The organism is Nocardiopsis coralliicola, assembly GCF_054779695.1.
Window position 1 is genome coordinate 61,416 of record NZ_BAAGXT010000005.1, and the last position, 12,450, is coordinate 73,865.

11 protein-coding genes are annotated in these 12,450 nt (G+C 72.9%); 4 read left to right on the forward strand and 7 right to left on the reverse strand.

What is annotated here, in order from left to right; translation table 11 throughout:
* Positions 1-67: 67 nt before the first annotated feature.
* From ACYVGT_RS05900 to ACYVGT_RS05930, 7 genes are all read right to left on the reverse strand, one after another.
* Positions 68-1,186 (reverse strand): NAD(P)H-dependent flavin oxidoreductase, encoded by a 1,119-nt coding sequence (locus tag ACYVGT_RS05900; RefSeq protein ID WP_460855386.1) that lies wholly within the window; start codon positions 1,184-1,186, stop codon positions 68-70.
* Positions 1,183-1,950, reverse strand: a complete 768-nt coding sequence (locus ACYVGT_RS05905; protein ID WP_460855387.1) for a CoA-transferase subunit beta — start codon at positions 1,948-1,950, stop codon at positions 1,183-1,185. The genes ACYVGT_RS05900 and ACYVGT_RS05905 overlap by 4 nt, the downstream gene beginning before the upstream one ends.
* Complete coding sequence (locus ACYVGT_RS05910; RefSeq protein WP_460855388.1) at positions 1,947-2,804, reverse strand: CoA transferase subunit A; 858 nt, start codon at positions 2,802-2,804, stop codon at positions 1,947-1,949. The genes ACYVGT_RS05905 and ACYVGT_RS05910 overlap by 4 nt, the downstream gene beginning before the upstream one ends.
* The gene (locus ACYVGT_RS05915) at positions 2,801-3,562 is read right to left on the reverse strand and encodes an enoyl-CoA hydratase family protein (RefSeq protein ID WP_460855389.1); all 762 of its coding nucleotides are present in this window, start codon (positions 3,560-3,562) and stop codon (positions 2,801-2,803) included. The genes ACYVGT_RS05910 and ACYVGT_RS05915 overlap by 4 nt, the downstream gene beginning before the upstream one ends.
* Positions 3,563-5,664: 2,102 nt before the next feature.
* The gene (locus ACYVGT_RS05920; protein WP_460855390.1) at positions 5,665-6,840 is read right to left on the reverse strand and encodes an acetyl-CoA C-acetyltransferase; all 1,176 of its coding nucleotides are present in this window, start codon (positions 6,838-6,840) and stop codon (positions 5,665-5,667) included.
* 57 nt (positions 6,841-6,897) lie between these two features.
* Positions 6,898-7,515: a TetR/AcrR family transcriptional regulator gene (locus tag ACYVGT_RS05925; protein ID WP_460855391.1), complete on the reverse strand. Its 618-nt coding sequence runs from the start codon at positions 7,513-7,515 to the stop codon at positions 6,898-6,900.
* Positions 7,516-7,522: 7 nt separating this feature from the next.
* Positions 7,523-8,335, reverse strand: a complete 813-nt coding sequence (locus tag ACYVGT_RS05930) for an SDR family oxidoreductase (RefSeq protein ID WP_460855392.1) — start codon at positions 8,333-8,335, stop codon at positions 7,523-7,525.
* 128 nt (positions 8,336-8,463) lie between these two features.
* Here ACYVGT_RS05930 and ACYVGT_RS05935 point away from each other — a divergent pair, with 128 nt between their 5' ends.
* Genes ACYVGT_RS05935 through ACYVGT_RS05950 form a run of 4 tightly spaced genes read left to right on the forward strand, consistent with a single transcriptional unit; the run spans position 8,464 to position 12,206 of the window.
* On the forward strand, positions 8,464-9,318 hold the full coding sequence (locus ACYVGT_RS05935) for an enoyl-CoA hydratase (protein ID WP_460855393.1): 855 nt from the start codon (positions 8,464-8,466) through the stop codon (positions 9,316-9,318).
* Positions 9,308-10,450: an acyl-CoA dehydrogenase family protein gene (locus tag ACYVGT_RS05940; protein ID WP_460855394.1), complete on the forward strand. Its 1,143-nt coding sequence runs from the start codon at positions 9,308-9,310 to the stop codon at positions 10,448-10,450. Before ACYVGT_RS05935 ends, ACYVGT_RS05940 begins: the two co-directional genes overlap by 11 nt.
* Positions 10,447-11,406, forward strand: coding sequence for an acyl-CoA dehydrogenase family protein (locus ACYVGT_RS05945; RefSeq protein ID WP_460855395.1), 960 nt, complete (start codon positions 10,447-10,449; stop codon positions 11,404-11,406). Before ACYVGT_RS05940 ends, ACYVGT_RS05945 begins: the two co-directional genes overlap by 4 nt.
* Positions 11,403-12,206 carry an SDR family oxidoreductase gene (locus ACYVGT_RS05950; RefSeq protein ID WP_460855396.1) on the forward strand — a complete coding sequence of 268 codons (804 nt, stop codon included), beginning with the start codon at positions 11,403-11,405 and terminating at the stop codon, positions 12,204-12,206. The genes ACYVGT_RS05945 and ACYVGT_RS05950 overlap by 4 nt, the downstream gene beginning before the upstream one ends.
* The last annotated feature ends 244 nt before the right edge of the window (positions 12,207-12,450 follow it).

Sequence of the window (12,450 nt, forward strand, 5' to 3'; positions counted from 1 at the left end):
CGCCGGGAAGCCGGGTGCAGAGGGGCGGGAGCCTTCGACCTCTCCCGCCCTTCCCGTCACACCGGCCCTACCGGTATCCAACTCGCCGGCGGAGCCGCACCTGGGGCGGCTGGTCCTGCGCCTCGGCCGGCGCGGGCAGCCGCCCCAGGGTCTCGGCTGCCTCGACCATGATGCGGTCGATCAGTTCCGCGCAGGTGGGGAGGTCGTCGATGGCGGCCACGGATTGGCCGGCGGCGAGGACGCCCGCGGAGGTGTTGCCGTCGACCATGGCGGACTTGAGGAGCATCGGCGTATTGGCTGCCATCAGCACCTGCGACCAGGTCAGGTCCTTGCCGTGCCGCATGGCTGCGCCGTCGCGGACCATCGACGGCCACGACATGCCGGTGATGCGGCGGAAGGCGGACGCGTTGCGGACCGAACGGGCCAGGCGGGCCAGCGGGCCTGACCGCTCCAGGCGGTCAACGAGGCTGGTGCGGAGGACCCGGTGCGGCATTCCGTCGACCTGGCGGGTCACCACGGTCTCCGACGCCTCCAGGTAGCGGCGCTGGACTGCTGCCGGGACGGAGGAGTCCGCGGTCAGCAGGAACCGGGTGCCCATCGCGATGCCCGCGGCGCCGTAGGAGAGCGCCGCGACCAGGCCGCGGCCGTCGAAGAAGCCGCCCGCGGCCACCACGGGAATGTCCACCGCGTCGACGATCTGCGGGAGCAGCAGCGTGGTGGCGACGGCGCCGGTGTGCCCGCCGCCCTCGCCGCCCTGCACGAGGACCGCGTCGGCGCCCCACGCCGCCACCTTCTCGGCGTGCCGGCGCGCACCCACCGACGGGATCACCACGATCCCGGCGTCCTTCAGCCGCGCGATCAGCTCCTGCCGGGGCGCCAGCGCGAAGGACGCCACCGCCACCTGCTCGCGGATCAGCAGGTCGACGCGGTCCGCCGCGTCGCCGGCGTCGGCGCGCAGATTGACGCCGAACGGCTGGCCGGTCCGCTCGCGCACCTCGCGGATCGCGGCGGCGAGCTGGTCGAGCGTCATCGTGGCCGACGCCAGGATGCCCAGGCCGCCGGCGTTCGCGGTCGCCGACACCAGGCGCGGGCCGGCGACCCAGCCCATGCCGGTCTGCACGATGGGGTGGCGCACGCCGACGAGCCCGGTCAGCTGCGTCGCCAGCACCGGAGCGCCGCTGGTCATGACGGCACCTCGCGGTCGCGGAGCCCGCGCGGGTCGAGGACCTCGCGGATGAGGCGGAGCTCCTCGGCGGTCGGTGTGCGGGTCGCAGGCACGTCGGCATCGGTTTCGGCCGCGATGGCCAGCGGGAAGCCGGTGGCTTCGCGCACGTCGGCAACGCCGGTGCCGGGGTGGACCGACACCAGGCGGAGCGTCTGGCCGGGCCCGCCGAAATCGAAGACGCCCAGGTTGGTGACGACGCGCCGCAGTTCGTGGGCGTCTTCGGCGGCGACACCGCTCGCCATGTCGACTTCGGGCACGAACACGCGCCGGGAGTGCTTGGGGATCCAGTAGCTCGTCGTGTTGCACCGGGTGTTTCCGGGCGCGCCGCGGGCGCCCAGAAGCTGGGTCTTCGGCCGGTCCCGGTCGCCGATGGCGGAGATGTTGCTGCGGCCGGAACGGTCGAGCTGGGAGGCGCCCATCATCACGTGGCGCCGGCCGTGCAGTACCAGCCAGAGGTGGTCGCGGAACGGCAGCCAGCCTTCGGCGCCGCCGGTGCCGGGGTCGGCGGTGCGGCCGAGCGGCAGCGGCTCGCGGCTCAGCAGCGGGCCGCCGTCGGTGGTGAGCAGATCGGGCTCGAACGTGCTGCGGGCGAGGCGGGCGCCGAGGATCGACACGGTGCCCATGGCGGCGGCCAGGATCTCGCCGTCGCCGCGCCACGCATCGGCGCAGGCGGCAACGGAGACTTCGGCGCGGGTGGCGGTGGTCGCGGCGGGTGCGGCGGTCATCGGCCGGTCTCCTTCCGGGCGTCGGTACTGCCGGCGTCGGCGACGCCCTCAGCGATGTAGCGCCCGCCGAACTCCGCCCACGCCTGAGGTGAGGCGGCCGCAGCTGCGTAGGCGCGCTGGAACTCCTCGTCGCGGCCGTAGTCGGGAAGGCATTCGGTGAAGTCCGCGCCACCCGGTGCCTCGGCGACGCCGGCGACCATGGACCGGTTGATGAGCAGGCTCTGCACCGGACCGGTGAAGGAGTCGACGATGCGCTCCGCGGACAGGTAGGTGCGCTCGGCCGCCTTGGCGAACAGGTCGTCCATGAAGGGGTCGGTGCCGAGGTACTGGCCGTTGCCGCGGGCGTCGGCGCGGTTGGTGTGGAGGAAGGCCGCATCGAGGTGGAGCGGCGGCATGGCGACGAGTTCGCGGTCGGCGTCCGGGCCATCGGGGTAGGGCGAGACGACCGTCTTCAGGTGCGGGTTGGCGGCCATGATGCCGGAGCCGATACCGGCCGGCGTGGGCAGGAACGGCAGCCGGTGGGCCGCGGCGAGCAGCCCGAACAGGAACATCCCCTCGTCGTACTCGGTGAACTCGACCTCGCCGTTCTGGCGTGCGGCCCGGAAGAACGGGTCGAGGGGCAGCGAGTCGAGCGTGACGAAGGGGGCGACGACGCGGCGGACCTTCCCGGCGGCGCAGAGCAGGCCGACGTCGGGGCCGCCGTAGGAGACGACGGTCAGGTCGCGGACCGCGGTCCGGCAGAGTGCGCGGACCAGCGCCATCGGCTTGCGGCGGGATCCCCAGCCGCCGATGCCGAGGGTCATGCCGTCGCGCAGGGTGGCGGCGATGGCGTCGGCGTCCATGAGCTTGGTCATCCGGCCTCCGATCCGTTGGAGCCGGCCGCGAAGGCGGACCGGTGGGTGTCACCGGCGCCGCTGAGGCCGAGTTCGAAGGTGAACCCCTGCTCGAACCGGTAGCTGCGCTTCACGTCGACCGGGTCGATCCCGTTGAGGGATTCCTTGGCGCTGCGGATCACCTCGGGGTCCTTCGCGGCGATCTCTCCGGCCAGCTCCATCGCTGCCGCACGCAGCTGCCCGGCGGGAACGACGGCGTGGACGGAACCGTAGGAGTGGAGTTCCTCGGCGGTGGCGTTCCTGCAGGTGTAGACCATGGTCCGCAGCCGGTGCGGGGGGACGAGGCGGGCGAGGTGGGTGGCGGCGCCCAGGGCACCGCGGTCGACCTCGGGAAGCCCGAATTCGGCGCCTTCCGCGGCGACGACGGCGTCGGCATTGCCGACGAGTCCGATGCCGCCGCCGAGGCAGAAGCCCTGAACGGCGGCGACGACGGGCACGGCGCAGTCGTAGACGGCGGCGAAGGCCGCGGCGCAGCCGCGGTTGGCGCCGAGTAGCGCGCCGCTGCTGCCGGCCGCGTGGATCTCCTTGATGTCGACGCCGGCGTTGAAGCCGCGCCCTTCGGCCCGCAGGACGACGGCGTGCACTCCGGGGTCCCGGCCCGCTGCGGCGACCGCCGCGGCAAGGTCGAACCAGCCCTGCACCGTCAACGCGTTGACGGGCGGCGCGTCGACCACGATCTCGGCAACCCCGCCGGGGTGCCGCGTGGTGGTGACACTCATCCACAGGTCCTTTCCGTGTACCGTCGTACCGGTTGTTCCACCAAACACTTGTTAGAATAAGACTTTAGCAGCCCCTTCCGCAGGGAAACCAGCAGGAGCCGCACAGCAGCGGGGTATGCGCGGTGGCGGGTGGGGCGTGCGACCACACGGCAGGGGCGGCTTCGCCGATGGCAGGCTCTCCGCGCTGGCCCGTTGCTTCGGGCGGTCTTTGGGCAGAGTCTCTGCTGGGCGCGGGGGTCGTGTGGCAGGCCTACGGCATCACAGCGAGGGCGGCTTCGCCGGCAGACTTTCCGATCTGTCCATTCGCTTCGGGTCGGTGTACGACCAGAGTCACGGTTGATCGCGGGGCTCAGGCGGCTCGGGCTGAAGGCTCCCGCTCCTCGGTAGCCGGCCGGCCGGTGTTCAGTGCGTCGGACAGGCGCAAAAGCAGCACCGACGGCGGGGCTGGGCAGGGGGCTCGGGCTGGTCGGCCGGGGGCGGGCTGGCCGCGGGGTGAGGGTGGATAGCAAGACGGGAGAGGTTCCGGGCTCCCGCGCGGGGGCAGCCGGGTGGCGGGCTGGTCAGTGCGCCGGCAAGCCAAAGGCGGCACCGACGGGGAGGGCAGCCGGGCCATTGGGGCGGCGGCCGGGCGGCGGGCCGCGGGGCGGGCGTGACTCGTGTGACTGGTGTGATTAGCGGGACTGCAGGGGTTGCAGGGTCGGCGGCTGGCCGGCCGTGTAAGCGCGGGTGGTTCGCGAACCCTTGGTAACACCCCATCGCCGCCCCGACTCCTACCTTTTCGAGTGCGGATGCGCGGCAAACCCGGGAGGTGTGACCGTTCCGCGGCTCATTCACCGCGCAGTTTTTACTCTTCGTGACGACATATCGGGCCAAACCGGGCGCCAGTCACGGACGGGGCGCGGGTGTCCGGTTTGGGGGCCCACGCGCGGCAGCGCGCCGCGTTCCATTTCGCGGAGTGGCGAGATCACTCCTGCCTCAAATCGCCCAAAGCGACCAATCCGACGCTGCGACTCGCACCTTTTCGCCGACCAGGCCGCGAAAAAAGGTGGGTGCGCTGAAATCAGACACGACAACGCTGCGTGACATCGTGTTTGTGCACGTCGGAGTGGCATGAAATCGGGCTCGTAGGGAGGGAAGGCCTCTTCTGCTTGGATGGGGTTTGCAGGGGACCCCCGTTGCATTGTCCGTTTTTCTGATACTTGTCCCCACGGCCGCCCCACACCTGTTCGCCCCGCCCAGGCGATTCGCGAACCCCGGGTAACACCCCATCGGCGCCACGACTCCCGCCTTTTCGAGGGCCGATGCGCGGAAAACCCGGAAGGTGTGACCGTTCCGCGGCCCAAGCGCCGGGCCATTTTTACTCTGCGTAGCGATATAAGGGTCGAAACCGGGCGTCAGTCACCAGTGGAGCCCGAATGTCCGGTTTGGGGCCCACGCGCAAAAGCGCATCGCGTTCCTTTTGTGCGGGTGGCGAGATCACTCCTGCCTCAAATCGCCCAAAGCAGCCAATTTGCCGCCGAGACTCGCACCTTTTCGCTGATCAGGCCGCGGAAAAGGCGGGTGCGCGGGAATCGGAAACCGCGACACGGCGTGACCTCGTGTTTGTGCAGGTCAGCGTGGCGCGGAATCGGGATCTGCGTGCAGGGTCCAACGGGGGAGGGCGTCTCCTGCTAGGTCCGGATTTGCAGGGCCCCGTTGCGGCGTCCGTTTCATGGCGTTTGTCCCCCACCCCGCTCCGCGACCAGCCCGCCACCCGGCCGACCAGCCCGAGCCCCCTGCTCAGGCTCGCCGTCGCTGCCGCTTTTACGCTTGTCCGACGCACTGAGCACCGGTCGGTCGGCCGCAGAGCAGCGGGAGCCCGAGGCCCCGGCCGCCCCCGCCTCGCGACCGGCAGCCGCTCTGGTCGCACAGCGCCCTCGAAGTGGCGGGACAGAGCCGAAAGCCGCCCGCCTGCAGGGCTGCGGGAGCCTTCGGCCCCAGCCGCCCGCAGCCCTGTGAACAGCAGAAAAAGAGCGAAAAGACCGCCAGCGGAGCCGCGCTTGGTCTCGATGGTGGGAGCCGCGTTCCGCGGCTGTGCGGCATCCGGGGAGACGGCTCGCTCCTCAGAGCCGTTCGATGATGGTCACGTTGGCCTGGCCGCCGCCTTCGCACATGGTCTGCAGGCCGTAGCGGCCGCCGGTGTGTTCCAGTTCGTGGAGGAGGGAGGTCATCAGGCGGGCGCCGGTGGCGCCGAGGGGGTGGCCGAGGGCGATGGCGCCGCCGTTGGGGTTGGTGCGCGCGGGGTCGGCGCCGGTCTCCTGCAGCCAGGCGAGGACGACCGGGGCGAAGGCTTCGTTGACTTCGAACGTGTCGATGTCGCCGATGGTCATACCGGCCTTCTTCAGGGCGTGCGCGGTCGCCGGGATCGGTGCCGACAGCATCCGGATCGGGTCCTCGCCGCGGGCCGACAGGTGGTGGATGCGCGCCCGCGGCCGCAGGCCGTGCTCGGCCACTGCGCGGGGCGACGCGATGAGCAGTGCCGCTGCGGCGTCGGACACCTGCGAGGCGACCGCCGCGGTCATCCTGCCGCCCTCGACCAGCGGCTTCAGTCCCGCCATGGCCTCTGCTGACGTGTCGCGGCGCGGCCCCTCGTCCCGGGAGACGCCCGCCAGCGGTTCGATCTCGCCGTCGAACCGGCCGCTGTCGACCGCGGCGGCCGCGCGCCGGTGCGACTCCAGCGCGTAGGACTCCATGGCTGCGCGGCCGATGCCCCAGTGCTCGGCGATCATCTCGGCACCGGCGAACTGGCTCACCTCGCCGGCGCCGTAGCGCGCCACCCAGCCCTCGGAACCGGCGAACGGCCCGCGGTCGTGCCCGAACGGCTCGGCCGCCGTCATGGCTGCGCCGATCGGGATCTGCGACATCGACTGCACTCCGCCCGCCACCACGAGGTCGGCCGTTCCGGAGAGGACGGCCTGCGCGGCGAAGTGCACCGCCTGCTGCGACGAGCCGCACTGGCGGTCGACCGTCACCCCCGGGACCTCTTCGGGCAGGCCGGCCGCCAGCCACGCGGTGCGCGCGATGTCGCCGGCCTGCGGGCCGAGGGTGTCGACGCAGCCGAAGACGGTGTCGTCCACCGCCGCCGGGTCGATCCCGGAGCGGCGGACCAGCGCCGACAGCGCGTGCGCGCCCAGGTCAGCGGGGTGGACCGCGGAGAGTCCGCCGCGCTTGCGGCCGACCGGGGTGCGGACCGCTTCGACGATGTAGGCGTCACTGGTCGCGGAATATGCCTCGGGCACTGCTCCTCCTCGGGGATGGGTGGCGGGGGCGGGCTCGAAGCGGGCGCGACCGCGCCGTCACACCTTTTCGATGCCCTGCAGAATGAGCGCCAGGTACTGGTCGGCGACCTCGTCGGCGGTCAGCCGGCCGCCGGGCCGGTACCAGCTCGCGGCGAGCCAGACGGTGTCGCGGATGAAGCGGTAGACGACTGGGGCGTCCAGGTCGGGCCGGAACACGCCGCGCTCGACGCCGGCGGTGAGCAGCCCGACCCACATGTCGCGGAAGCGCTCCTGGTAGGCGTCCAGGTAGGCGAACCGCTCGCTCGCGCCGAGGTGCTTGGTCTCGTTCTGGTAGATCACCACTGCGGAACGGTGCCGGTCGAGCGCCCGGAACGACGCCGTGACCAGCGCCGCGAGGGTCTCCCGCTCGCCTTCGCCGGCCGCGGTGATCCGGTCGTAGGAGGTCCACAGCTCGGTCAGGAAGCCGGTGAGGACCTCGTCCACCATCGACTCCTTGGAGTCGAAGTGGTAGTAGAGGCTGCCGCCGAGCATCCCGGCGGCGTCGGCGATCTCGCGCACGGTGGTCGCCTTGTAGCCGCGCTCGGCGAAGACCTCCGCGGCGGTGGCGAGCAGCTCGGCGCGGCGGGCGGCCCGAGCCGCGCTCGTGCTCTCGGCGTCGCGTCGCCGTGGACTCATGTCGGTGTCACGCCCTCTGGCTGGATACGGAGACCGTCTCCCCGGTCATGTACGAGGAGTAGTCACTGGCCAGGAAGACGATAACGTTCGCGACCTCCCACGGTTCCGCGTAGCGCCCGAACGCCTCCGCCTCGGTGAGCCGGCCGAGAACCTCCTCCGAGGTCACCTTCACCAGGTGCGGGTGCATGGCCAGGCTCGGCGCGACCGCGTTGACGCGGATGCCGTCGGCCGCCGCTTCGACCGCGGCGCACCGGGTCAGCGCCATGACGCCGGCCTTCGCCGCCGCGTAGTGCGCCTGGCCCTCCTGGGCGCGCCAGCCGACCACCGACGCGTTGTTGACGACAACGCCTGGCGGACGGCCGCTCTCTCCGGGGCTGCCGTTCAGTCCGGGCATGCGGCGCAGGGCGGCCCGGGTGCAGCGCATGGTGCCGGTGAGAGTGACGTCGAGGACTCTGGCCCACTGCTCGTCGGTCATCTCGGTGAGCTTCGCGGTGCCGCCGAGGCCGGCGTTGTTCACCACCGCGTCGATCCGGCCGAACCGCTCCGCAGCCTCGTCGAAGAACGCTCCGACCTGGTCTTCGTCGGTGACGTCGCAGGCGCGGGCGGCGACCCGGTCGGCGCCGAACTCGGCGGCCAGCTCCTCGGCGGTCGCGGCGAGGCGGCGCTCGTGGCTGTCGCCGATGAGGACCCGGGCGCCCTCCTCCAGGAAGCGGCGGGCCGTCGCGCCGCCGATCCCCGCGCCCGCAGCGGCGGTGACCGCGGCGCAGCGGCCGTCCAGCAGGCCGTGGCCTGGCACGGGGGGCGGGGGCACCGCGTTCATGGTCGGACCCTTCCGTCGGGGAGTGTGGCGTACAGCATGCTACTCTACCAAACAGTTGTTAGAAACAATCGCGCTGTCCACCGACTGCCCAGACCGCGGCGGCTGCGCCGCACGGCGAGGAGGCTCGTATGGAAGAGCTCGTCCGCTACGAGAAGCGCGGGCCGGACGGGACGATCGCGGTCGTCACCATGAACCGGCCCGAGTACCGCAATGCCCAGAACTCCGCGATGACCTACGCCCTCGACGACGCCTTCTACCGCGCGGCCGAGGACGACGGGGTGGCCGCCGTGGTGCTGGCGGGGGAAGGCAGGCACTTCTCCGCCGGCCACGACATCGGCACCCCTGGCCGTGACGCCGACGACCCGTTCCCGCGCCGCGCCGGCCTGTGGTGGGACCACAGCGACAAGGCGGGCGGCGAGCGGCGCTACGCCCGCGAGGCAGAGGTCTACCTCGGCATGTGCCGCCGCTGGCGCGAGCTGCCCAAACCGACCGTGGCCATGGTCCAGGGCGCCTGCATCGCCGGCGGGCTCATGCTCGCCTGGTCCTGCGACCTCATCGTCGCCTCCGACGACGCGTTCTTCAGCGACCCCGTTCTGCGGATGGGCATCCCCGGCGTCGAGTACTTCGCGCACCCCTGGGTGATGCCGCCGCGGATCGCCAAGGAGTTCCTGTTCACCGGTGACCGGATGCCCGCCGAACGCGCCCGCGAGGTCGGCATGGTCAACCGGGTGGTGCCGCGCGCCGGCCTCGAAGAGGAGGCGCTCGGCCTCGCCGCGCAGGCGGCCGCGATGCCGCGGTTCGGCCTGGCCCTCGCCAAGCGCGCCGTCAACCAGGCCGAAGACCTGCAGGGCATGCGCGCCGGAATGGACGCCGCCTTCGGCCTCCACCACCTCGCCCACGCCCACAACGCCGAGACCGGCGGCGACCAGCTGGGCGGGATGACCGCGGCCAGCATGCGGAAGGCGGGCTCCGATGGACATTGAGTTCAGCCCCGCCGAAGCGGAGTTCCGCGCCGAGGTGCGCGCCTGGCTGGCCGAGCACGTCCCGGCCGAACCGCTGCCCTCGCTGGAGACCGAGGAGGGCTTCGCGCTGCACCGCGAATGGGAGCAGACGCTGTCCACCGCCCGCCTCTCCGCGGTGAACTGGCCGGAAGAGTACGGCGGCCGCGGCGCGAGCGCGCTGGAGTGGCTCATTCTCGAAGAGGAGTACTACGCCGCCGGCGGCCCCGGCCGCGTCAACCAGAGCGGCATCAACCTGCTCGCGCCCACTCTCTTCCAGCACGGCACCCCGGAGCAGCGCGCGCGGGTCCTGCCGGCGATGGCCTCGGGCGCCACCATCTGGGCCCAGGCGTGGTCGGAGCCCGGGGCCGGCAGCGACCTGGCCGGCATCCGCTCCACCGGAACCCGCACCGACGGCGGCTGGCTGCTGCACGGCCAGAAGATCTGGAGCTCGCGCGGGCCGTTCGCCGACCGCGCATTCGGCATCTTCCGCACGGGCGGTGAGCGCCACTCCGGCCTCACGTACCTCATGTTCCCGCTGGACGCCGAGGGCCTGACGGTCCGCCCGATCGGACGCCTCGACGGCAAGCCCGCCTTCGCCGAGCTGTTCTTCGACGGCCTCTTCGTACCCGACGCCGACGTCATCGGCGAGCCCGGCGACGGCTGGCGGGTCGCGATGAGCACCGCCGGAAGCGAGCGCGGCCTGACCCTGCGCAGCCCGGGCCGGTTCACCGCCGCAGCCGACCGCCTGGTGGAGCTGTGGCGCGAGCGCGCCGACCCGTCCGACACGGCGCTGCGCGACCGGGTCGCCGAGGCGTGGATCCGCGCCCGCGCCTACCGGATGCACGGCTACGCCACCCTCTCTGCGATGGCCGAGGCCGGCGCCGAAGCCAGCATGTACAAGGTCTTCTGGTCCGAGCTGGACGTCGCGCTCACCGAGACGGCGCTCGACCTGCTCGGCCCGGACGGAGAACTCGACGGCCCCTGGATGGAGGACTACGTCTTCGCCCTCGCCGGGCCCATCTATGCCGGAACCAACGAAATCCAGCGCAACGTCGTGGCCGAGCGCGTCCTCGGCCTGCCCAAGCAGGGCAAGGGAAGGGGTGGGCGCACATGAGGTTCCTCCTCGACGCGGAGCAGCAGCTGTTCGCCGGCACGGTGCGCGACCTGCTCGCCGACAGCAGTACCGTCGCCGCCGGCCGCGCCTGGGCCAGCGGCGACCGGACCGGCGGCCGCGCCGTCTGGCGCGGACTCGCCGACACCGGCCTGTTCGCCCTCGCGGTGCCCGAGGAGCACGGGGGCGCGGGTGTCCACCCGGTCGAGCTGGTGACCGCGCTGATCGAGATCGGCCGGTCCGCTGCCCCGGGGCCCTACGTCGAGACCATCGCCGCGGCGCAGCTGCTCGGCGATCCGACCGCGCTGGCCGGCATCGCCGACGGGTCGGTCACGGCCACCCTCGCGCTGCCGCCGGAGGTGCGCTATCTGCTCGACGCCGACGCCGCCGACCTGGCCCTCGGCGTGCACAGCGGGCGCCTGCACCGCGCCGTCCCCGGGCGGATGCGCCGGTCGTTCGACCCGGCGCGGCGGCTTTTCGAGTGGGAGCCCGCCGAGGAGGTCGCCGCCGGCAGTACGACGTTCGGCGCCGTGTCCTTCGGCTCGCTCGCCTGCGCCGCGCAGACGCTCGGCGTGGGCCGCCACCTGCTGGAGCAGACGGTCGACTACGCCAAGTCCCGCGAGCAGTTCGGCCGTCCGATCGGCGAATTCCAGGCGGTCAAGCACCGCCTGGCGGACACGCTCATCGAGCTGGAGTTCGCCCAGTCCCTGCTCTACGGGGCTGCGGTGGCGCACGGCACCGCGGAGTTCGCGCGGGACGTGTCGGCGGCGAAGTCCGCTGTCGCCGAGGCCGCCTACGGGGCGGCGCGCACCGCTCTGCAGCTGCACGGCGCGATCGGCTACACCGACGAGTTCGACCTGTCCCTGTGGATCCGCAAGGCCCGCGCCCTCCGCGCCGCCTGGGGGGCTCCGGCCGACCACCGCGCCCAGCTGATGGCCGCGCTGACGGGGGCACCATGACCGCCCCGGGCGCCGCTCCCGGAGCGGCCGGCCCCGACGGCGCGGCGCCGCGCCGGGCCGTGCTGGTGACCGGCGGGACGCGCGGGATCGGACGGGCCATCGCCGAGGCGTTCCTCGGCGACGGCGCCGACGTCGCGGTCTGCGGCCGCTCCGTGCCGGACGAGCCGGTGGCGGCGGGCGGGCGCACCGCGCTGGCCCTCACCGGGGACGTGCGCGAGCCCGAAGAGGCGGCGGCGCTGGTCGCGGCGGCCGCGGAGCGGTTCGGCCGGCTGGACGTGTGCGTCAACAACGCGGGCGGCTCGCCGGAGGCCGACGCGGCGACGGTCTCGCCGCGGTTCGTGGCCAAGATCGTCGGCCTCAACCTGCTCGCACCGTTCTACGTCGCCCAGGCGGCGAACGCGGTGATGCAGCGGCAGCACGAGGGCGGATCGGTGATCAACATCGGCAGCGTCTCCGGCCACGACCCGCAGCCGGGCACGGCCGCCTACTCGGCGGCGAAGGCCGGGCTGTGGGGGCTCACCAAGGCGCTCGCCCTGGAGTGGTCGCCGCGGGTCCGGGTCAACCACATCACGACCGGGCTGGTGCGGACGGAGGCCGCCGCGTCGGTCTACGGCGCTGACGGCGGCGCAGCGGTCGCGGGCGTGGTGCCGATGGAGCGGATGGCGCGTCCGGCCGACATCGCCGACGCCTGCCTCCTCCTCTCCTCCGCCCGCGCCGGCTACGTCACCGGTGCAGACCTGGCCGTGCACGGCGGCGGCGAGTTCCCTGCCCGCTACCTCGCCGCCCGCTCCACCCGCTGACCCGGGCGGCGGCGTGTGCATCTCCGGCGGCTCTGGAAGCAGCGGCCCGGACACCGGCAAGGAGGCAGCTCAGTGGCACCGAAGACACCCCCGGATCCCCCCGCCACCCGGATCCCGGCCGCCGCGGCCTCCACCGCGCGCGGTGCCCGCGCACGCCGGATCGGAGACAGCGCGGCCGCCGCGGGTGCGGCGCTGCCCGGTCCCGGTGGACCGGCGCCGGTCCCTCCACCCGAGCGCGGCGCGC

What these genes read in the sequence shown, in the direction of transcription:
- ACYVGT_RS05900 (WP_460855386.1), bottom strand. Translation starts at nt 1,186, where the DNA reads ATGACCAGCGGCGCTCCGGTGCTGGCGACGCAGCTGACCGGGCTCGTC.
- ACYVGT_RS05905 (WP_460855387.1), bottom strand. Translation starts at nt 1,950, where the DNA reads ATGACCGCCGCACCCGCCGCGACCACCGCCACCCGCGCCGAAGTCTCC.
- ACYVGT_RS05910 (WP_460855388.1), bottom strand. Translation starts at nt 2,804, where the DNA reads ATGACCAAGCTCATGGACGCCGACGCCATCGCCGCCACCCTGCGCGAC.
- ACYVGT_RS05915 (WP_460855389.1), bottom strand. Translation starts at nt 3,562, where the DNA reads ATGAGTGTCACCACCACGCGGCACCCCGGCGGGGTTGCCGAGATCGTG.
- ACYVGT_RS05925 (WP_460855391.1), bottom strand. Translation starts at nt 7,515, where the DNA reads ATGAGTCCACGGCGACGCGACGCCGAGAGCACGAGCGCGGCTCGGGCC.
- ACYVGT_RS05930 (WP_460855392.1), bottom strand. Translation starts at nt 8,335, where the DNA reads ATGAACGCGGTGCCCCCGCCCCCCGTGCCAGGCCACGGCCTGCTGGAC.
- ACYVGT_RS05935 (WP_460855393.1), top strand. Translation starts at nt 8,464, where the DNA reads ATGGAAGAGCTCGTCCGCTACGAGAAGCGCGGGCCGGACGGGACGATC.
- ACYVGT_RS05940 (WP_460855394.1), top strand. Translation starts at nt 9,308, where the DNA reads ATGGACATTGAGTTCAGCCCCGCCGAAGCGGAGTTCCGCGCCGAGGTG.
- ACYVGT_RS05945 (WP_460855395.1), top strand. Translation starts at nt 10,447, where the DNA reads ATGAGGTTCCTCCTCGACGCGGAGCAGCAGCTGTTCGCCGGCACGGTG.
- ACYVGT_RS05950 (WP_460855396.1), top strand. Translation starts at nt 11,403, where the DNA reads ATGACCGCCCCGGGCGCCGCTCCCGGAGCGGCCGGCCCCGACGGCGCG.